The sequence below is a fragment of the Shinella zoogloeoides genome, from assembly GCF_022682305.1.
In the GTDB taxonomy this organism is placed as follows: domain Bacteria; phylum Pseudomonadota; class Alphaproteobacteria; order Rhizobiales; family Rhizobiaceae; genus Shinella; species Shinella zoogloeoides_B.
In genome coordinates, this window is sequence record NZ_CP093528.1 from 3,633,696 (window position 1) to 3,652,576 (window position 18,881).

Sequence of the window (18,881 nt, forward strand, 5' to 3'; positions counted from 1 at the left end):
CGCATGACCTCAATCGCAATTATTGGCAATCAGGCCTTTTCGCTGATCAACTTCCGCGGCCCGCTGATCACGGATATGGTCGCACGCGGCCACACGGTCTATGCGCTAGCACCAGAAATTGACAATTCTGCGAAACAGGCTTTGCGGCAGCTTGGAGCGCAGCCGGTCGAGATAACCCTTTCGCGCACCGGTACAAATCCACTCGCCGATCTAACGACCCTCGTTTCATTGTGGCGAAGCTTGGTGAAAATAAAACCTAATCTTATTCTTGCCTACGCCGCCAAGCCGGTCATCTATGGCACGATCGCAGCTTGGCTTGCCGGCGTACCCCACTGCTTCGCCATGATCGAAGGACTTGGCTATGTGTTTATGGCGCGCCCGGACGATGGCTTTGCCAAGAGGGGCCTTCGCCGATTGGTCAAGGGGCTTTATCGTTTTTCACTCCAGCGCGCCAAACGCATATTTTTCCTCAACGACGATGATATTGCCGACTTCACGCGCATGAATCTTGCGCTGCCACAAAAGGCCGTCAAGCTCGGCGGTATTGGCGTCGACCTTGGACAGTGGCGATCGGCCCCACCGGTCCTGGCCCCTGTGACCTTTACTTTGGTAGCCCGCCTCTTGCGGGACAAAGGGGTCGTCGAGTTCGTCGAAGCAGCCCGCCTCATAAGAATGCGCAATCCACAAATCCGGTTTTTGTTGGTAGGCGGACGCGACAGCAACCCCGAGTCCGTAAGCGAGGCAGAGCTTTCAGCTTGGGTGGCCGATGGATCGGTGGAATGGACCGGACACGTACCTGTGCGTCCCTGGTTGGAACAGACCAGTGTTTTCGTCCTACCTTCCTTTTATCGAGAAGGCGTTCCCCGCAGCATTCAAGAAGCGATGGCCATGGCACGTCCCATTATTACAACCGACTGGGTTGGCTGCCGCGAAACCGTAATCGAAGGCCGTAACGGCTTTCTGGTGCCGCCTCGCGATGCCTCATCGCTCGCCGACGCCATGCAGCATTTCATTGACAATCCCGCCCTGATCGTCGAGATGGGCAGACAGAGCCGTATTTTGGCCGAGGAGCGCTTTGATGTAAAGGCAATCAACGCGCGAATGATGGAAATCATGGAGCTGTGATGAAGCTCCGAACGTTTATCGGGGCTGCAAGTGGAAAAACGGGCAAGACGAGTGCGCCGCAAATCTGGCCCGCACTATCCCGTACGCGATCTTTCCTATGTCACTGCGCAGGGTGGGCGGACGCGCCGCCATAAATATTTGCGCGAGCTGCGCAGTTTTGCAGGTTCTGTCGCTGTAACCATAGGGTTGCTGGCGCTGACTTATGTCGCCATTACCACTCGTTGGGGCCGTGACGATTGGCTCAATATTCTCTCGACGATCGGCACACTCGCCTGCGTACCGGTATTTTCTGCCGCCATCCTGTCGGCTTTTCGCCGGCACGAAGCACCAGTCGTCGCCGCCTCTATCGTCAGCATAGGCTTATTCAGCGTCGCGGTAAGCGTCCTTTCGGCCCTACGCATTCCAGTAAGCTACCTGGCGTTGTTGTGGTGCCTCCCAATCGTGTTGACGGTGATGGTCTATGCCAATCTCAGATTTCACCGCCAGTTTGGAGCACGGGCAGCGCTTGCACCCTTCGACCGAGCCACAGATGTGATGAGTGAACTGGGTGGCCTACCAATTCTATCTGGCCCCGACGCAGACCTTGCAAACAACGAAATCGTGTTGATCGACCCGCATGAGCATCATAGTGAGGCCTGGTCGGCATTTCTCGCCAACTGCTATCTGGGCGGCATCGAAATCATGCCTTGGACACGTTATCTTGAAGTACAGCGCGGTCGGCTGGATATTTCCAGCTTCGATATTACGCACCTTAACTATAGCCCAAGCCAGTTAATATATGCCCGCCTCAAGCGTAGCCTAGACGTTCTGGCTGTTATTATCACGCTACCGCTAACGCTACCAATCGCATCGTTTGTCGCACTTTTTCTGTATTTCCTTGATGGGAAGCCGGTGATTTTCGTTCAGATTCGACGCGGCTTTGGCGGTCGCCGCTTCCGCATGTACAAATTCCGCACAATGTATAAAGGTACCAGCGGCGGCGCGACAAATATCGGCGATAATCGAATTATGCCTGGCTGCAGATTTATCCGCAGAGTTCGCCTAGATGAATTACCCCAACTTTATAATATTTTAATTGGCGACATGTCTCTTATCGGCCCGCGCCCGGAAGCAATGGACCTTTCTCGGGAATATGAGCGCGTAATTCCAAAATATACCCATCGACTTCTTGTTCTTCCCGGGATAACAGGCTGGGCACAAGTCAATAGTGGATATACAAGCAACCCGGAAGAGGCATTAATCAAACTTTCCTACGATCTTTACTATATAAAACACCTCTCTTTCGACCTTGATCTGCTTGTCCTATTTAAAACAATACGCACAGTCCTCTTTGGATCTGGTGCGCGATAGCAGTCGCGAGAACAGCGACGCGAGGGTTAATTCGCAGGTCACGAGATTAGAAATCGCCCTTCAGATTAACAAACGAGAAATGGCTGGGGCGCCAGGATTCCCAGCTAGAGAATCCACCTCATTTCAAGCCGTTGAGAAGCTTACTAAATCCTTATCACCTGATATTCCTGTACGACAGTCTTGTACTACAATCCGATACGACAGTCCGGCGGAATCTTACGGCCGGTATACGGAGGCCTTGGGGCGTTGACCGGAAAGGCTTAATAGGAAGCCCTCCCCTGCGGGACCACCTAAACGCACCATAGCAGCGACGACCGGAGGATAATGTACGCCATCAAGACGCACAGTCTTGAAAATCAGACCAAGATCACGTACATCTTGAACAAGTACACTTCACAAGGGAGACGGAGATGCCCCAAGCTGCCGTGGATGACAACAAGCGCATGAATCTGCGTGTCTCGCCGGAAACGAAGGCCAAGCTCGTGCGCGCGGCCGCATTGCGCAACACCGACCTGACCAACTTCGTGACCCAGACCGTCTTGCGGGAGGCCGAAGCCGTGATCGAGGCAGCCGAGGTCGTTCGGCTCTCGTCGCGCGATCATGCGCGCGTGCTTGAGCTGCTGGAAAATCCGCCCAAGCCCAACGCAAAGCTGCGGGCGGCAATCGCGGCGTTGCCCGACACCCTATGACACTGCCCGCCTGGAGAGAGGAAGCAATCGCGAAGTCGCATGATCGACAGTCCTTCGACTGCGGCGATCCCGCGATGAACGATTTCCTCCGGCGCTACGCGCGTCAAAGCCACGAACAGAATGCCTCAAAGACTTTCTGCGCGATCGACGTTGCCACGCCCAATCGCGTGCTCGGATTCTACACCGTCGCTCCCTCCGCCATAGCCCATGAAGTTGTGCCGGCATCGATGACGAAAGGATTGGCCCAGCACGAGGTTTGCGGTTTCAAGCTGGCACGCATCGCAACCGACGTGACGGTAGCGGGCCAGGGTTTGGGCGGCCAACTCCTCGCGGCCGTTGCGTTGCGCTGCCTACGGATCGCGGCCGAGGCCGGCGGCGTGCTGCTGATCATCGACGCCAAGGGCGCGCGGGCAGCGCAATGGTATGCCGGCTACGGGGCCGAGCCGCTTGAGAACCGCCCACTCACGCTGGTCATGCCGCTTGCAACCTTCGCCGCCGACCTCAAGGCCAAAGGCCTTCTCTGACGGGAGCAATCATTTGACTGCGATCTGTATTCACGAGGTTGTCGTTGTGTATACTTTTACAGGTATCTGAAAATCACGAAGGAAGTTAAGCGATCATATTGAATGACTAATATGGGGCCGCCTGCGGTCTGACTGCTTCTCGAACGCGAGAGACGAAAGCGGCAAGACCGCCGCGGTTCGCCGAAGTCCGCTATCGGCCCCACAACTGCTAACCTCAGACGCGGAAAATCGCGATCTTTTCGCTCAGTAATCCATCCGACAAGACCGATTAAAACAGTCCGAACGAGACTGCTAGTCAGGATAGGAACGTCGGCGCAAATCACCAGTCAGCGGTTGTTAGTGGGCGCGCTCGGCGTTTCTAGCGATCGTGTCCCTGGAGGTGGTGTAGCAGGGTAGCGGCGGTCACCAGTGTTTTTCCGGTAGGGTCGGGTTGTTGAAGACCAACCTGATGGAAAGATCACCGATGACCGACGACATGATGAACCTGCGCTCACTCGTTGAGAAGAGTGCCGACGCCGATTTGCTGCGCGAGATGATCGGCTTTGCTGCCGAGAAGCTGATGGCGCTGGAGGTCGGCACGAAGACCGGCGCGGGCTACGGCGAGAAGAATGAGTTCCGACTTGCCCAACGTAACGGCTATCGCGACCGGGATTGGGAGACACGTGCTGGCACCGTCGAGCTGCGCATTCCGAAGCTTCGCACAGGCAGCTATTTCCCGAGTTTCCTTGAGCCGCGCCGGATGGCTGAGAAGGCTCTGACGGCGGTGATCCAGGAAGCCTATATCCAGGGCGTTTCGACTCGCTCCGTCGACGACCTGGTCAAGGCCATGGGCATGTCGGGCATCTCCAAGAGCCAGGTGTCTCGGTTGTGCGAAGAGATCGATGACAAGGTGAAGGCCTTCCTCGACAGACCCATCGAAGGGGAATGGCCCTATCTGTGGATCGATGCCACCTACCTCAAGGTTCGTCGCGGCGGCCGCATCGTCTCCGTTGCCGTCATCATCGTAACCGCCCGATTGTTACCGTGGGGAATATGTCTTGACGCGTGCGGCGATGTCTTCGTCGAGGACGAAGCAATCGAGGAACTCCTGCCATGTTTCTGCAGACCTACGCGCGTCGCTGAGCATCTGCCTGAGTTCGTCAACGCCATCGTCTGTTAAAGCTGACGTACTCTCGTCGTCTCCGGTTACGACGCTGATTATATTGCCATAGGTCAGATTGTCATCATTGCTGATGATCTCCCGGAGGAGGTCGACGTCCTCATCGAGGATCTCGGCGACATAATCGACAGTGAAGACGAAGCGAACCGCTGCCATCAGGCCGCCTCGGCGCAGATAACTGCCGTCATCGGCTTCCAGTTCCATGGAAGCAGCTCCGCCAGGCGATTGATCTTGTGATCCTGAATGCGGTCCAGCACGTCAACCAGATAGGCCTGCGGATCAAGGCCATTCATCTTGGCGGTTTCGATAATTGTCATGGCCCGCGCCAAGGTTTCTGCTCCAGTGTCGGCACCCGCGAAGAGCCAGTTGCGCCTTCCAACGCCGATAGGACGCAACGCCCGTTCTGCTGCATTGTTATCGATTGCGACACGACCGTCTTCCAGGAACAGGCAGAACGAGGACCACCTGCTCAGGCCATACCGGAAAGCTCCCGCCAGATCGCTCTTGCCGGGGATGCGGGTAAGTTGCGCCTCGGCCCAGACACGCAAGGCTTCGACCTTTGCCTTGCTGTGCTTCTGGCGCGCGGCAAAACGGATATTGGCAGGCTTGCCTGCAACCTCACGCTCGATATCGTAAAGCGCGCCGATACGGTCGAGAGCCTCGCGGGCTATCTCGGACTTGTTTGAGGTCCATATATCATGGAAGTCGCGCCGCCAATGCGCCCAGCACGAAGCCTCGCGGAAGCGGCGTGTCCCGTCCGCTCCGGCCTCATACAACTTCGCATAACCTTTGTAGCCGTCGGCCTGAAGGATGCCGCTTGCTTGGCTGAGGTGACGTTGAACATGCTCTTGCTTCCAGTCGGGAGCAAAGTAATAGACCGCACCGGGCGGAGCTGTGCCCGCCCATGGGCGCTGGTCCCGGACATAGGTCCAGAGCCTGCCCTTCTTCACCCCTTTCCCCAGCCCCTTGTCTCGCACAGAACGATCAAGAACCCGGATCGGCGTGTCGTCGGCATGGAGAAGATCGCTGCTCATGATCGCGGCTTCGATCAACTCGATCAGCGGCAGGAGCACCCGCATGGCGCGGCCACACCAATCGACCAGCGTGCTGTCGGGGATATCAACGCCCATGCGGGCGAAGATTTCGTTCAGGCGATAGAGCGGCAGGTGGTCGTCAAACTTCGAGACCAGGATGTAGGCGAGCAGTCCTGCGCCCGCCATGCTGCCCGGTATCGGACGGCTGGGCGCGGGCAACTGCACCATCTTCTCGCAGCAACGGCAGGACTTCTTCAGCCGAGCAACCTCGATGACCTTCATCTGTGCGGCGATCATGTCGAGGATTTCGCTGACGTCTTCACCAACAAGCCGCAATTCGCCACCACAAGCGGGGCAGTGCGTTCCGGGGTCGAGTTCCCTGCGCTCGCGAGCAGCCTTGTCCGACACGCGCGGACGGCGTCGCATGGTCTTTTCCGGCTTGCTTGCCTCAGGAGGCCCAAGCTCCGTTTCCTTGACCTCGGCGAGCGGCTCGGCTCTGCTTTCCGAGGCGGCAATCATCAGGTCCTCCAGGGCCAGTTCCAACTGCTGGATTTCCCGTTCGATCTTTTCCGATGACTTGCCGAAGCCATGTTTCTTGAGCCTGGCGATGCGTAGCCGCAGGGATTGGATCAACTGATCATGCGCCTGCAAGGTCGCCGACATCTTCGCGTTCTTCGCCTCAAGCGACGCGATCATCGCCTTCAGGAAGGCCGGATCGTCGGGAAGATTTTGGCTAACATTCGACATGAACCTGACTACCACAGGTCAGGCTCAATATCCATAAAAACACGCAGATTCAGTGGGATAAAATCAACCAACACGGGCTGGAGGAGCGCCCCAGTCGGGTCGTCGCCAATCAATCCCTTCCCACAGCATCGCCAGTTGAGCAGACGTCAACCGGGCTGTCCCATCTGCTGCCGACGGCCAGGGAAACCGACCTTTCTGCAGAACCTTGTAATAGAGGCAGAACCCCTGGCCATCAAAATACAAAAGTTTCAAACGGTCGCCCCGCTTGCCCCGAAACGCAAAGACCGCGCCTCCCGTCGGCTTCTGGCGCAGCACATCCTGGGCAAGAGCTGCCAGCCCCTCGATCCCCTTGCGCATGTCCGTGACACCGCAGGCGAGATAAACACGAACACCTGTCCCAGGCCCGATCATGCCGCCTCGATTGCCCGGATCAGGCGCTTCAGTGCAACCACATCAAGATCGCCACTGAAGCGAAGGCTTCGCCCGCAGCGTAAGTGCAATTCCATCATCGCAGGCAAAGCCTGCATGCCATCAAAAGCCGGAGCCTCTTTGCTGCCCCCGAGAGGTGGCATGTCCAGCGGCAGAAACACCGTCGTCGATGGCGGCGCGAGCAAGCCTTTCTTCCGCAATTCACGCCGCCAGGTGTAAACCTGCTGCCGCGTCACCGAATGCCGGCGCGCAACCTCCGTCACCGACGCACCGTCGATGCCTACCGACAGCACGACCTCCAGCTTGCTCTCATCACTCCAACGTCGGCGACGTTCATCGCCGAGAATTTCCACGCGCATCGCAGACCTCGCCTAAAACACGTCGCTAACGACGTCGTTATAGACGGCTCATAAACGAGCCTGGACATTCCCGACAGGCGGTCGCAATCGGGCGGTTACTCATCATCGCCGTGGGTGTGAACACCGACGGTCGACGCGAGGTGCTTGGGATGGAGATCGGCACATCCGAGGCTGAGCCAATCTGGACAGAATTCCTGCGCAAGCTGACCAGGCGAGGCCTGCGCGGAGTGAAGCTCGCGGTCTCCGATGCCCATGAAGGGATCAAGGCCGCTGTCTCCAAGGTTCTATCGGCTACCTGGCAGAGGTGCAGGGTTCACTTCATGAGAAATGCGCTGGCCCATGCCGGAAAGAGCGGCCGACGAGTGGTCTCCGCCTTCATCGCCACGGCCTTCGCCCAGGATACGCCGGAGACCGCAAGCACTCAGTGGCGCAACGTCGCCGACCAGATCAGGCAGAAAGTGCCGAAGCTCGCCCAACTCATGGACACCGCTGAAGAAGACGTGCTCGCCTATATGACCTTTCCCAGGCAGCACTGGACCAAGCTTCACAGCACCAATCCCATCGAGCGCCTCAATGGCGAGATCAAGCGGCGCACCGAGGTCGTCGGCATCTTCCCCAACGATGGCGCCATCGTCCGCCTCGTCGGCGCACTGCTGCTTGAACAGAACGACGAATGGGCCGTCCAGCGGTCCCGATACATGACCCTTGAGACCATCGCCACAATGAGCGATGATCCGCTCATCAGCCTGCCAGCGGCAAGCTGACACGTTCCCGGCTCTGTCCGGAAGGCACGGCGAGCGCCGAAGCTACACCACGCTGCGGGACACGATCGTCTCGCGGGAATAATGGACCACCAATCGCTCCGGTTTAAAAGCTATTCTAACGTCAGGATGATATTCGATCTCGCGTCGCTATATGCCGAGGCAACGGACGCACAGATTGAAACCTTCGCTCAACACGCGAGCCTTAGCGTCGCGGATGTCGCGGGCTTCAAAGGCATTGCGGACCAAGGGATAAGAAAGCTCGTGAACGCAATCAGCTCCCGAGGCACCTTGGATATGTATAATGTCGCAGCAATTGGCGCTGCTGCGGCGGAACATGAGTTTCCGATTGTCATCGAACATAATCGCATCGTCCTTCCGGGAAGCCGGGCGGACGCAAAAAAACTGCTCCATTTCTTGGATGAAGGCTTTTACCGTGGCGCTATGAGTGGGACGCCCTACATCACCAATTCTAAGCGCCAAATGAATTGATTCCGGCCGGTTGACGCACGTCGAAGTGGGGAGCTGCGATGTGCCGGTGCTCGGCGTGTAGAGTCTCCACAGCCATTGCTAAGCCCCCGTCAAATTGAACGTCATTTCGACTTCAGTTTCGGGCAGTTTTCCTGTTTTATCCAATCAGGGGACATTCCTGCGAAACCCGATTGCTGTGCGACTACGTTTGAGTTCGCGCATATGTTGAGCATGAGAGCGGCGGTGGAAAAGTCGGCCACGGTAGCGGCGGAATAATCCAGCCGCGGGCGGAGTAAAATCCGGCCACCTATTTCCTTTCTGCAATGATCGCAGGAGGGACAGGGGATCTACACCGTGGAACTTTATTTGAGGGTTCGCCTGGCTGTTTCCGAAGGGATGACGCAGCGTCAGGCAGCAAAGCATTTCAACATATCGCGTGACAGCGTTGCCAAGATGGTGGCCTATTCGACACCGCCCGGCTATCAGCGACGAACACCAATCCGACGGCCGAAGCTGGATGCGTTTGTGTCAACGATCGAGCAGTGGCTGGAAGCTGACATTGTGATGCCGCGCAAGCAGCGGCATACTGCCAAACGGGTATTCGACCGGCTTCGTGACGAGTGCGGCTTCACCGGCGGCTACACGATCATCAAGGACTATATGCGCGAGCGGGATCAACGCCGCCAGGAGGTGTTCGTGCCGTTGTCGCATCCGCCGGGCCATGCGCAGGCCGATTTCGGCGAGGCGACGGTGGTGATCGGCGGCGTCGAGCAGAAAGCTCGCTTCTTCGTCCTCGATCTGCCGCATAGCGACGGCTGCTACGTGCGGGCCTATCCGGCGGCGGTGGCTGAGGCCTGGGTGGATGGCCACATCCATGCGTTCGCGTTCTTTGGAGCCGTGCCGCAGTCGATCGTCTACGACAACGACCGTTGCCTGGTGGCAAAGATCCTGCCCGACGGCACACGCAAGCGGGCAGCGCTGTTCAGCGGCTTTCTGTCCCACTATCTGATCCGGGATCGCTACGGTCGTCCGGGGAAAGGCAACGACAAGGGGAATGTCGAGGGTCTCGTGGGCTATGCCCGTCGCAACTTCATGGTACCGATCCCACAGTTCCCGACATGGGATGCGTTCAACGCTTTTCTGGAAGAGCAGTGCCGCAAACGCCAGCGCGACAAGCTGCGGGGCGAGAGCGAGACGATCGGAGAACGGCTGCAGCGCGATCTTGCGGCCATGCGTCCCTTGCCGGCGTCGTCGTTTGATGCCTGCGACCAGGCCAGCGCTGTTGTGACTGCCCAGTCGCTGGTGCGCTACAAGACGAACGACTATTCCGTGCCGGTCGCCTACGGCCATCAGGACGTCTGGGTTCGGGGCTATGTGGACAAGGTGGTGATCGGCTGCCGCGGCGAGATTATCGCGCGTCATCCGCGATGCTGGGAACGCGAAGACGTCATATTCGACCCTGTCCATTACCTGCCGCTGATCGAGCAGAAGATCAATGCGCTGGATCAGGCAGCGCCACTCCAGGGTAAGCGTGTAGGCGATCCCACGTAGCGCGTTTGTGCTCGGAAGCTCATTTTCTGCATGAATCATGCGGAGAGTCATATGAGCGACAAGGTGAATCAGGTTCGGACATTCGAAGTTTTGACGGCGACGCCGTCGCGACGTTCGCCGCGGCATTGGTCTGATGACGAGAAAGCGCGGCTTGTGGCGGAAGCGTTTTCGCCGGGAGGGACGGTGGCGGAGGTTGCGCGCGCCTATGAACTGGACGTGTCGCAACTCTACGCATGGCGCAGGAAGGCCCTTTCCTCGGGGGCGATGGCGCCATTGACGGTGCCATTGGGCGGTCGAACCATGTCGGAAAGCGAGCCGATGAAGTTCGCGCGCTTTGAAACGGACGGCAGCGCGACCGTAGAGATCGTTCTGGGTGATGTCGTTGTGCGGGTGCGCGGGGATATTGATCCGGATCAGTTGGCGGGAATTATCGATCGTGTCCCGCAGCGTGGTGTAGCTTCGGCGCTCGCCGTGCCTTCCGGACAGAGCCGGGAACGTGTCAGCTTGCCGCTGGCAGGCTGATGAGCGGATCATCGCTCATTGTGGCGATGGTCTCAAGGGTCATGTATCGGGACCGCTGGACGGCCCATTCGTCGTTCTGTTCAAGCAGCAGTGCGCCGACGAGGCGGACGATGGCGCCATCGTTGGGGAAGATGCCGACGACCTCGGTGCGCCGCTTGATCTCGCCATTGAGGCGCTCGATGGGATTGGTGCTGTGAAGCTTGGTCCAGTGCTGCCTGGGAAAGGTCATATAGGCGAGCACGTCTTCTTCAGCGGTGTCCATGAGTTGGGCGAGCTTCGGCACTTTCTGCCTGATCTGGTCGGCGACGTTGCGCCACTGAGTGCTTGCGGTCTCCGGCGTATCCTGGGCGAAGGCCGTGGCGATGAAGGCGGAGACCACTCGTCGGCCGCTCTTTCCGGCATGGGCCAGCGCATTTCTCATGAAGTGAACCCTGCACCTCTGCCAGGTAGCCGATAGAACCTTGGAGACAGCGGCCTTGATCCCTTCATGGGCATCGGAGACCGCGAGCTTCACTCCGCGCAGGCCTCGCCTGGTCAGCTTGCGCAGGAATTCTGTCCAGATTGGCTCAGCCTCGGATGTGCCGATCTCCATCCCAAGCACCTCGCGTCGACCGTCGGTGTTCACACCCACGGCGATGATGACGGCAACGGAGACGATGCGGCCGCCGCGACGAACCTTGAGGTAGGTGGCATCGATCCACAGATAGGGCCATTCCCCTTCGATGGGTCTGTCGAGGAAGGCCTTCACCTTGTCATCGATCTCTTCGCACAACCGAGACACCTGGCTCTTGGAGATGCCCGACATGCCCATGGCCTTGACCAGGTCGTCGACGGAGCGAGTCGAAACGCCCTGGATATAGGCTTCCTGGATCACCGCCGTCAGAGCCTTCTCAGCCATCCGGCGCGGCTCAAGGAAACTCGGGAAATAGCTGCCTGTGCGAAGCTTCGGAATGCGCAGCTCGACGGTGCCAGCACGTGTCTCCCAATCCCGGTCGCGATAGCCGTTACGTTGGGCAAGTCGGAACTCATTCTTCTCGCCGTAGCCCGCGCCGGTCTTCGTGCCGACCTCCAGCGCCATCAGCTTCTCGGCAGCAAAGCCGATCATCTCGCGCAGCAAATCGGCGTCGGCACTCTTCTCAACGAGTGAGCGCAGGTTCATCATGTCGTCGGTCATCGGTGATCTTTCCATCAGGTTGGTCTTCAACAACCCGACCCTACCGGAAAAACACTGGTGACCGCCGCTACCCTGCTACACCACCTCCAGGGACACGATCTTCCGCAGTATAGCTCCCACCTCTGGGCTGAATTTTCAGCCCATGGAGATCGACGCCTTGATGCACGAAATTGTGCAGCAAGGGGAAACCTCTCGGACTTTTTCGTCGACGCCTTGCTATCGGAAATTCGAGAATAAGGGGAAGCCTTCTCGGATTTCTTCATCTGTAGCTTACTGCATGAAATCGTGCTGCAAGGGGAAAGCGTCACCGACTTCTTCTTCGAGGCCAAGGCTGGCTTGCCGTTTGTAAGCATCATCCCGGAGGTATTGACACCTCAGACCCCGCCTTCGGAAGACCTCGCGTGTGAAGACCAGAAATCACAATCTCGAATTGCCACCCACTTAAGGGGAAGAGAAAGAGGAAGGTTGTATTCGACAAGAGAAAGATCAACCCTAAATTACCCCGCCCTTAAGGAGAGAGGAGAAGACCAATATCGAGAATGAACTGGAAACAGAGGATGACTGATGAAATCAGGATGATCTCTATTTGTTCTTCATAGATATGATATTAATGAAAGAACCCTTATGCACTTATAGTCTCCCTTCACGTCTCCCCTGAGGTACCCTTTCCGGGAACGAGAAAACCATCCCATCCCGCACAGTCCCTTTCGACGGACGCTCGACATCTGAGAGTGCAGTGGTCCGCCATCATCGTCATGGCTGGCCCGTTCTCATGGGTGTGGTGACCCTCGGTCCTCTTTTTGCAACTGCTTGGCTTAGCCTCGTGGTCCTGCTGACGAGAGGGCCGGTCTAATTCGCCACCCCGCCACATCGTCACCAGCACAGCCATTAGAGAAATCCATGCACAACGAAACTTCCCCCGGTCGGGAGGATGGCGAAGCTATGCCTTCAGCTATCTCGACTACGAAAATCGTCATCAAGCCCGTCCACCTCGACAAGCGCGGGCAGAATTACTCGGTCTCCCTCGAAGCAAAGACCCTCATCACCAAGACCCGCAACCCTACCGCCGATGCTTGCCGCCGTCTGGTCGCTCTCGGTCTCTCGGGCCGTCTTGAGGTCTGGGACGATGAGCGGCCATTTCCGCGCATGGTAATCCCCGACATCAGCAGGGCAGCGAAACTCACGGTCGCCGAGGGTGCCGCACACGGTCCCCGCATCGTGCCTTATCAGCCGTTCTTATCTTCCACCTTCGTGGCAGGGGCGGCAGAATGATCTATGTCGAGGAGATGTTGGACCGGAAGACCGGCGAACTGGTCTCGGTCGACAAGGGTGATTGGATCACCATCACTGAACTCGCAACACTCTTTGGTCTCGGTCGGAGGCGGGCCACGACTGTCCTTCGTCATCTGGACTTCCTGCAAGTCGAGGGAGGTGGCCGCGACAGTCGCCACCGCATTGCTGACTGGGTCGTTCAACGCGGCTGGGGCAAACGCCTTCACCGCAAGACCGACAAGTTCCCCTTCGATGTGGTCGGACCTGAGGCCGTCCAATGGATCAAGGAACGCTGGCAAGGTGCGGTCACCGCCATTGAACGGGAGACCTTCAGCGGACCAGTGGCCGAGGCCAAGGCTGCTCTCGCTGACTTCGAAGCTGCTTATGGTCGCAAGGAAATGACGGTCCAGATGAAGCTCTGCTGGCTGGCTGATTTCCTCCCCGGTCTGACGCAGGAGCAGATAGGCAGCGTTCTTGATGTCACTCAGCAGTTGGTGAGCCGGTTTATATCAATCCGGTCTAACCAGTTGCGGGAGGCAAAAGCCCTGAAGGCCAATCGTTTCGATGGCCCAGTTCGAAGCCAAGCCGTAGTACTTGTGTCGCCTGGGCCTATACGGAAGAGTACAACACCACGAAAAATGACTATCGAAGCGTGATCGCTGCGCCCGTCTTTCCGGTCCCAGAGTGACCACTCCCGCCAGTCATTCTCGCCTATGGCGTATCGGCCTAAATGGACCTTGGGCGTTTGGCCGGTGTCTCAGCCTCCGCAATCTACAACGCCTCTAAATGCCCACCACCGCGTAACCGCAAATAGCGGTCCCTCCATCCCTCTTGCGGGCGGCCCCCCAATGCACTCCATGTGAGAACCGTTGTGTTATCCAGACGCTGCTCCGTAAGAGGGCTGGTCATCACCAACCACCCCGAAATGTTTACATCGCGCATCTCTGACCCCAGATCAGATAGAAGGCTCCGCCAGGTTCCCCCTCTGCCCCCCCATCAGCAAGTCTTGGGCTTGAAGTTGGAGACGAAAGCGCCGCAGCGGTCAGGTGCTGGGGATTAGGGGGCGCGCAGTCCTGCAAGATTAACGACAGAGATGCTGTAACCCTTCTTCTCGACGCTGTTTTGCGCCTGTCGTTCCATTCTTGTCCCGACAACAAAATAGAAGCGCTCTCCCTCCATGAATGAAAGCTTTGCAAGGGTTCTTACCATGCGGCTGTGAAGCACGCCTATCGCATGTGGCGATGTGGTCACTTCGGCTGATATCCGCACGCCATGCAAGTCCGCCCCACGTAAATCCGGCTCGTCTTTCGCCCCACCAGCCCTTGGGTTCCAGTACCAGACAAGACCTCCGAGGTCTGGTCGATGGGCGTTGAACCATTCCATGGCCCTGACGAGAGCGTACTCGTGCTGAATTTGGTTCAAGTCCTCGTAGATTTCCTTCCTGTAGTCAGCAAGGATTGGCACCGCCTGGTCAATTGAATGCAGCGCGCTCGCCGAGAACCTCCTTGTTGCCTCGGCCAGTCGTTGCACATCATCCCAAAGTTTTTGGCGACAATGCTCCAGAGTGCCAACCATTTCCATTCGACAGTTCCCCAATCATGGCCCGCGCTCTCGGTATCACAAGCTACGCCCACATGCATGATTCCATTTGAGTACAGATCAAAAGAACTGCCTCAAACTGGTTCGATAATACCCAATTGACAACTCATATCGAACCATTGATATAAGAACCAGCCTAAACGAACCAAGGTGGTCTATCATGTATGTCCGCGCCTATCTGCGAGCCAGCACCAAGAGCCAAGATGCCAGCCGCGCAAGGGAAGACCTATTCCGTTTCGCTGCCGAGCGAGGCTTGAAGATCGCTGGGTAGCGTCCGCGCACGTGGTGTAATTTCGGAGGCGCATTGAGGTGGAAACGGCGGTGGAGAATGAGCTGCCGAATTCGTTGAGCGCAAGGTGGGCACCGGGCCTGTCGGAGAAGGTGGAGTTGCAAAGCTTCAACCAGCCGAAAGGAACCCCGATGACCGACGACAGATTAGCTCTTTCCGAGCTTGCCGCGAAGAGTGGCGATAGCGATTTTCTGCGCACGATTGCCGAAAGCGTGCTGCAACTGATCATGGAAGCCGATGTTGATGGCCTGATCGGCGCTGGGCGCTATGAACGTGGCGACAGCCGCCAGACATGGCGCAACGGCTACCGCGACCGCTCGCTCGACACCCGGCTCGGCACGCTGAACCTGAAGATACCGAAGATGCGACAGGGAGCCTACTTTCCCGGCTTTCTGGAGCCGAGGAAGATGGTGGAGAAGGCGCTGGTGGCCGTGATCCAGGAGGCGTGGATCAACGGCGTCTCGACGCGCAAGGTCGATGAGCTGGTGCAGGCCATGGGCATGACCGGCATCTCCAAATCCTCCGTCTCCAAGCTGTGCAAGGATATCGACGAGCGGGTGAACGCCTTCCTCAAGCGCCCCCTTTCCGGTGACTGGCCATACCTCTGGCTCGACGCCACCTATCTGAAGGTGCGTGAGGGCGGTCGCATCGTGTCGGTGGCGGCGATAATCGCGGTGGCGGTCAACACGGACGGGAAGAGGGAGATTGTCGGCCTGCACATCGGCCCCTCCGAAGCCGAGCCGTTCTGGACGAGCTTCCTGCGTGATCTGGTCCGCCGAGGCCTCACCGGCGTCAAGCTGGTCATCTCCGATGCCCATGAAGGGCTGAAAGCGGCCATTACCCGTATCCTCAGCGCGACATGGCAGCGCTGCCGTGTTCATGCGACACGCAATGCGCTGGCCTACGTTCCCAAGGGCCAGCACACCATGGTCGCCGCCGCGATCCGTCAGGCTTTCATCCAGCCCGACCATGACAATGCCGTGCAGACCTGGCGGCATGTCGCCGACCAGCTCCGCGCCAGATGGCCCAAGCTCGGTACCTTCATGGACAATGCCGAAGCCGACGTGCTGGCCTACATGGCCTTCCCCGCCCAGCACCGCACGAAATTACATTCAACGAATCCACTCGAACGCCTCAACAAGGAGGTCAAGCGCCGTGCCGATGTCGTCGGCATCTTCCCCAACGAGGACAGCATCGTTCGCCTCATCGGCGCGGTTCTGCTCGAAGCCAACGACGAATGGCAGCTCCTGAGCCGATACATGCAGGTCGAGGCAATGGCCGAGCTAAACCCACCAACAATCGAAGAGGAAACTACACTTCAGATTACACCCAGAGCCGCCTGATCATGACGGCCCGGTCCTACACCCGAAATTACACCAACTTGACGGACGCTATCGATCGCTGCCTCGTATGTCGAGAACGAGAGTGGCGCATCTCTAGCTCGTCCCGAGCTGTTCAGGCTGCTTGCCGACTGTCACCCCGGAGATGTCCTTCTCGTGGAACAGGTCGACCGTCTCAGCCGTCTCAATGCTGCCGACTGGGAACGACTGAAGGGAGAGATAACTGCGCGTCGGGTGAAGGTGGTGGCCCTAGACCTGCCGACCTCTTGGATGATGGCCACCGCTGACAAGGACGACATTCAAAGCCGCATGCTCGATGCAATTAATGGGATGATGCTCGACATGCTCGCGGCCATCGCCCGCAAGGACTATGAGGATCGCAGGAGACGGCAAGCACAGGGCATCGCCAAGGCAAAGTCTGAAGGAATCTATAGAGGGCGCCCGGAAGACATCGATCGCAATGAAGCAATCATGCAGATGCTTGCCAACAGGTGAACCGCGCCGAGTTTACCGGAGACCGTTTGGTTTAAGTTATGCGGCCATGGCTGGCGCGTCCAGCATGGCATGGTATCGTTCTTCTGCCTCGGCTGGCGGTATGTTGCCGATGGGCTCCAGAAGGCGTCGGTTGTTGAACCAGTCCACCCATTCGAGTGTGGCGAACTCCACGGCTTCGAAGTTGCGCCATGGTCCCCGGCGATGGATGACCTCGGCTTTGTAAAGGCCGTTGATCGTTTCGGCGAGAGCGTTGTCATAGGAATCACCGACGCTCCCGACAGACGGCTCGATGCCCGCCTCCGCCAGCCGCTCAGAATAGCGAATCGACACGTATTGCGAGCCGCGGTCGGAATGATGAACCAGCCCGCCCCGTTTGACGGGCCGCCGATCATGAAGTGCCTGCTCCAGAGCATCGAGGACAAAGCCCGCATGGGCAGTCCGGCTTGCCCGCCAACCGACGATACGTCGGGCAAAGGCATCGATCACGAAGGCCACGTAAACGAAGCCCTGCCAGGTCGCGACATAGGTGAAATCGGATAACCACAGCATGTTCGGCGCGGGAGCCTTGAAGTGGCGATTGACGCGGTCGAGCGGACACGGGGCAGACTTGTCCGATACAGTGGTTTTGATCGGCTTGCCACGAATGATGCCTTGAAGACCCATCATTCTCATGAGCCTTGCGACGGTGCAGCGAGCGATATCGAAGCCTTCTCGCTGCAACTGTCGCCACACTTTCCGCACGCCATAGACCTGGAAGTTCTCGTTGAACACCCGGCGTATCTCGACTTTCATAGCCATATCGCGCCGGGCGCGGGCCGATAGGCGACCCACGTCCGTGCGCTTGGCGACGACTTCATAATAGGTGGACGGGGCAATCGGCAGCAGCCTGCAGATCGGCTCGACCCCGAGCACCGAGCGGTGTTCGTCGATGAAGGAAATCATCGCTTCATTGGGCGGTCGAGCTCCGCCATCGCAAAATACGCAGAGGCTTTGCGCAAAATCTCGTTGGCCTGACGAAGCTCGCGGTTCTCCCGCTCCAGAGCCTTCATCTTCTCGGCGACGTCACTCGGCAGGCCAGCTCGCTTGCCGCTGTCCACCTCAGCCTTCTTCACCCATTCATTGAGCGTATGCGCCGAGCAGCCGATCTTGGCAGCTATGGAAGACACGGCCGCCCACCGCGAAGGATGCTCTGCTTCATGCTCGACAACCATTCGAACGGCGCGGGCGCGCACTTCGGGAGAAAACTTGTTCGTCGTCTTGCTTGTCATAGACCCTACTTCTCACAAGTTGGGGTCTCCGGCAAACCCGGTGCGGTTCAAGGCAGAGCTGGAGCAGCATTGTTAAGGCAACCGGATGTTCTCGCTCGACATTGTCACGATTGTCGAAGCGCACAGCTTCGTCGGCCTCCCCTTAGTTGGTCAGCCGGCTTTCTCACTCCCCGATAATGTCTTTTCTGAGCTAGCGTAGGCCGGCAGCTTCAAACTGTTCGATCACGTTAATCAGAGTGTGCGTTGCGCTGATGAAGTTGGCCTTTTGATCCCTGATTCCATAGGCCCATTTCTCACCGTGAAATAGGTTGTTACGAAGTCGATATGTGATGAAAAGCAGGGCTGTGAGCTGGTCGCTCGGAGCCATTGCCTTGCCCGTCAGCACTTCAACCGCCAGGGCCTTCGCAGCAGCTTCGCCTCCGTTTCTCCATCTTAGACCATCAAATCTCCCGTCTTGCTGCCCACCTGGAAAATACCGCTCGCTGAAGTACGTCAACGCTGGCTCAAAAGCCTTCGCCTCAATGCCGTTGTCGCTATGCTGAAGCTTGTCAACGGCCGCCCTTATGGTAGTCAGGTTAGCGTTTCGGTTGCAGATCACATTCTCGAAGTAGGTCCAAACGAGCGAGAACTGTTCGATCGCTTGGACCTCGCTTGGGTCTAGGTTGTCATAGCCACGGGCGCGTGAAACGAGCCACTTACTGACATTGATGTTCATTTCACCCT

Annotated in this window: 17 protein-coding genes, 5 pseudogenes and 1 other annotated feature; of the genes and pseudogenes, 14 read left to right on the plus strand and 8 right to left on the minus strand. The window is 58.0% G+C overall.

Going from position 1 to position 18,881, the window contains the following annotated elements; genetic code table 11:
• The first annotated feature begins 3 nt into the window (after positions 1 to 3).
• The 5 genes and pseudogenes from MOE34_RS18085 to MOE34_RS18105 form a co-directional block, all read left to right on the plus strand.
• A complete protein-coding gene (locus tag MOE34_RS18085) occupies positions 4 to 1,125 on the plus strand; it encodes a glycosyltransferase family 4 protein (RefSeq protein ID WP_242218918.1) in 1,122 nt (373 codons plus the stop codon).
• Positions 1,126 to 1,155: 30 nt separating this feature from the next.
• A complete protein-coding gene (locus tag MOE34_RS18090; protein WP_242218920.1) occupies positions 1,156 to 2,475 on the plus strand; it encodes a sugar transferase in 1,320 nt (439 codons plus the stop codon).
• A gap of 410 nt (positions 2,476 to 2,885) precedes the next feature.
• Positions 2,886 to 3,164, plus strand: a complete 279-nt coding sequence (locus MOE34_RS18095) for a DUF1778 domain-containing protein (RefSeq protein ID WP_242218922.1) — start codon at positions 2,886 to 2,888, stop codon at positions 3,162 to 3,164.
• On the plus strand, positions 3,161 to 3,688 hold the full coding sequence (locus MOE34_RS18100) for a GNAT family N-acetyltransferase (protein ID WP_242218926.1): 528 nt from the start codon (positions 3,161 to 3,163) through the stop codon (positions 3,686 to 3,688). The genes MOE34_RS18095 and MOE34_RS18100 overlap by 4 nt, the downstream gene beginning before the upstream one ends.
• 463 nt (positions 3,689 to 4,151) lie before the next feature.
• Positions 4,152 to 4,691 (plus strand): annotated as a pseudogene (locus MOE34_RS18105) (transposase); the annotation flags it as partial.
• Positions 4,692 to 4,706: 15 nt separating this feature from the next.
• Here MOE34_RS18105 and MOE34_RS18110 read toward each other — a convergent pair.
• From MOE34_RS18110 to tnpA, 4 genes are all read right to left on the minus strand, one after another.
• Positions 4,707 to 5,003, minus strand: coding sequence for a hypothetical protein (locus MOE34_RS18110; RefSeq protein ID WP_242223907.1), 297 nt, complete (start codon positions 5,001 to 5,003; stop codon positions 4,707 to 4,709).
• The gene (gene tnpC, locus MOE34_RS18115; RefSeq protein WP_242217625.1) at positions 5,003 to 6,628 is read right to left on the minus strand and encodes an IS66 family transposase; all 1,626 of its coding nucleotides are present in this window, start codon (positions 6,626 to 6,628) and stop codon (positions 5,003 to 5,005) included. Before tnpC ends, MOE34_RS18110 begins: the two co-directional genes overlap by 1 nt.
• Before the next feature lie 63 nt (positions 6,629 to 6,691).
• Positions 6,692 to 6,985: an IS66 family insertion sequence element accessory protein TnpB gene (gene tnpB / locus MOE34_RS18120; protein ID WP_242217624.1), complete on the minus strand. Its 294-nt coding sequence runs from the start codon at positions 6,983 to 6,985 to the stop codon at positions 6,692 to 6,694.
• Positions 6,986 to 7,035: 50 nt separating this feature from the next.
• Complete coding sequence (tnpA, locus tag MOE34_RS18125; protein WP_242217622.1) at positions 7,036 to 7,416, minus strand: IS66-like element accessory protein TnpA; 381 nt, start codon at positions 7,414 to 7,416, stop codon at positions 7,036 to 7,038.
• A gap of 98 nt (positions 7,417 to 7,514) precedes the next feature.
• Between tnpA and MOE34_RS18130 the strand changes: the two are divergent.
• The 4 genes and pseudogenes from MOE34_RS18130 to MOE34_RS18145 all read left to right on the plus strand — a co-directional run.
• Positions 7,515 to 8,180 (plus strand): annotated as a pseudogene (locus tag MOE34_RS18130) (IS256 family transposase); the annotation flags it as partial.
• Positions 8,181 to 8,261: 81 nt separating this feature from the next.
• Positions 8,262 to 8,669: a hypothetical protein gene (locus MOE34_RS18135; protein WP_242218929.1), complete on the plus strand. Its 408-nt coding sequence runs from the start codon at positions 8,262 to 8,264 to the stop codon at positions 8,667 to 8,669.
• Between the two features lie 333 nt (positions 8,670 to 9,002).
• Positions 9,003 to 10,175, plus strand: a pseudogene (gene istA / locus MOE34_RS18140) (IS21 family transposase); the annotation flags it as partial.
• Between the two features lie 75 nt (positions 10,176 to 10,250).
• Positions 10,251 to 10,721 (plus strand): transposase, encoded by a 471-nt coding sequence (locus MOE34_RS18145; protein ID WP_242218931.1) that lies wholly within the window; start codon positions 10,251 to 10,253, stop codon positions 10,719 to 10,721.
• Here the strand turns inward: MOE34_RS18145 and MOE34_RS18150 are convergent.
• Positions 10,699 to 11,895: an IS256 family transposase gene (locus tag MOE34_RS18150; protein WP_024899827.1), complete on the minus strand. Its 1,197-nt coding sequence runs from the start codon at positions 11,893 to 11,895 to the stop codon at positions 10,699 to 10,701. The genes MOE34_RS18145 and MOE34_RS18150 overlap by 23 nt on opposite strands.
• Before the next feature lie 900 nt (positions 11,896 to 12,795).
• On the opposite strand from MOE34_RS18150, the gene MOE34_RS18155 reads away from it, so the two are divergent.
• Both MOE34_RS18155 and MOE34_RS18160 read left to right on the plus strand, forming a co-directional pair.
• Positions 12,796 to 13,167, plus strand: a complete 372-nt coding sequence (locus MOE34_RS18155; RefSeq protein ID WP_242218933.1) for a hypothetical protein — start codon at positions 12,796 to 12,798, stop codon at positions 13,165 to 13,167.
• Positions 13,164 to 13,823, plus strand: coding sequence for a hypothetical protein (locus tag MOE34_RS18160; protein ID WP_242218935.1), 660 nt, complete (start codon positions 13,164 to 13,166; stop codon positions 13,821 to 13,823). Before MOE34_RS18155 ends, MOE34_RS18160 begins: the two co-directional genes overlap by 4 nt.
• 400 nt (positions 13,824 to 14,223) lie before the next feature.
• On the opposite strand, the gene MOE34_RS18165 is transcribed toward MOE34_RS18160, so the two are convergent.
• Positions 14,224 to 14,748 (minus strand): hypothetical protein, encoded by a 525-nt coding sequence (locus tag MOE34_RS18165; protein WP_242218936.1) that lies wholly within the window; start codon positions 14,746 to 14,748, stop codon positions 14,224 to 14,226.
• Positions 14,749 to 14,926: 178 nt separating this feature from the next.
• Here MOE34_RS18165 and MOE34_RS18170 point away from each other — a divergent pair.
• From MOE34_RS18170 to MOE34_RS18180, 3 genes and pseudogenes are all read left to right on the plus strand, one after another.
• A pseudogene (locus tag MOE34_RS18170) lies at positions 14,927 to 15,031 on the plus strand (recombinase family protein); the annotation flags it as partial.
• Between the two features lie 155 nt (positions 15,032 to 15,186).
• Positions 15,187 to 16,398, plus strand: a complete 1,212-nt coding sequence (locus MOE34_RS18175; RefSeq protein WP_160788268.1) for an IS256 family transposase — start codon at positions 15,187 to 15,189, stop codon at positions 16,396 to 16,398.
• Between the two features lie 42 nt (positions 16,399 to 16,440).
• Positions 16,441 to 16,878 (plus strand): annotated as a pseudogene (locus MOE34_RS18180) (recombinase family protein); the annotation flags it as partial.
• A gap of 48 nt (positions 16,879 to 16,926) precedes the next feature.
• Here the strand turns inward: MOE34_RS18180 and MOE34_RS18185 are convergent.
• Both MOE34_RS18185 and MOE34_RS18190 read right to left on the minus strand, forming a co-directional pair.
• Positions 16,927 to 18,158 (minus strand): IS3 family transposase gene (locus MOE34_RS18185; protein WP_129567183.1). Its coding sequence is split into 2 segments (ribosomal slippage): positions 16,927 to 17,867 and positions 17,867 to 18,158, totalling 1,233 coding nucleotides; the frame shifts between segments, so codons are not numbered across the junction.
• Positions 17,758 to 17,874 (minus strand) — a sequence feature (AL1L pseudoknot). (Overlaps the previous gene by 117 nt.)
• Before the next feature lie 190 nt (positions 18,159 to 18,348).
• On the minus strand, positions 18,349 to 18,873 hold the full coding sequence (locus MOE34_RS18190) for a hypothetical protein (RefSeq protein ID WP_242218938.1): 525 nt from the start codon (positions 18,871 to 18,873) through the stop codon (positions 18,349 to 18,351).
• Between the last annotated feature and the right edge of the window lie 8 nt (positions 18,874 to 18,881).

Excerpts from the sequence above, each read along its gene's own strand:
- MOE34_RS18150 (WP_024899827.1), bottom strand. The coding sequence starts at position 11,895 with ATGACCGACGACATGATGAACCTGCGCTCACTCGTTGAGAAGAGTGCC.
- MOE34_RS18145 (WP_242218931.1), top strand. The coding sequence starts at position 10,251 with ATGAGCGACAAGGTGAATCAGGTTCGGACATTCGAAGTTTTGACGGCG.
- MOE34_RS18100 (WP_242218926.1), top strand. The coding sequence starts at position 3,161 with ATGACACTGCCCGCCTGGAGAGAGGAAGCAATCGCGAAGTCGCATGAT.
- tnpB (WP_242217624.1), bottom strand. The coding sequence starts at position 6,985 with ATGCGCAAGGGGATCGAGGGGCTGGCAGCTCTTGCCCAGGATGTGCTG.
- MOE34_RS18135 (WP_242218929.1), top strand. The coding sequence starts at position 8,262 with ATGGACCACCAATCGCTCCGGTTTAAAAGCTATTCTAACGTCAGGATG.
- MOE34_RS18095 (WP_242218922.1), top strand. The coding sequence starts at position 2,886 with ATGCCCCAAGCTGCCGTGGATGACAACAAGCGCATGAATCTGCGTGTC.
- MOE34_RS18155 (WP_242218933.1), top strand. The coding sequence starts at position 12,796 with ATGCACAACGAAACTTCCCCCGGTCGGGAGGATGGCGAAGCTATGCCT.
- MOE34_RS18160 (WP_242218935.1), top strand. The coding sequence starts at position 13,164 with ATGATCTATGTCGAGGAGATGTTGGACCGGAAGACCGGCGAACTGGTC.
- MOE34_RS18110 (WP_242223907.1), bottom strand. The coding sequence starts at position 5,003 with ATGGCAGCGGTTCGCTTCGTCTTCACTGTCGATTATGTCGCCGAGATC.
- MOE34_RS18165 (WP_242218936.1), bottom strand. The coding sequence starts at position 14,748 with ATGGAAATGGTTGGCACTCTGGAGCATTGTCGCCAAAAACTTTGGGAT.
- MOE34_RS18190 (WP_242218938.1), bottom strand. The coding sequence starts at position 18,873 with ATGAACATCAATGTCAGTAAGTGGCTCGTTTCACGCGCCCGTGGCTAT.
- MOE34_RS18175 (WP_160788268.1), top strand. The coding sequence starts at position 15,187 with ATGACCGACGACAGATTAGCTCTTTCCGAGCTTGCCGCGAAGAGTGGC.
- tnpC (WP_242217625.1), bottom strand. The coding sequence starts at position 6,628 with ATGTCGAATGTTAGCCAAAATCTTCCCGACGATCCGGCCTTCCTGAAG.
- MOE34_RS18085 (WP_242218918.1), top strand. The coding sequence starts at position 4 with ATGACCTCAATCGCAATTATTGGCAATCAGGCCTTTTCGCTGATCAAC.
- tnpA (WP_242217622.1), bottom strand. The coding sequence starts at position 7,416 with ATGCGCGTGGAAATTCTCGGCGATGAACGTCGCCGACGTTGGAGTGAT.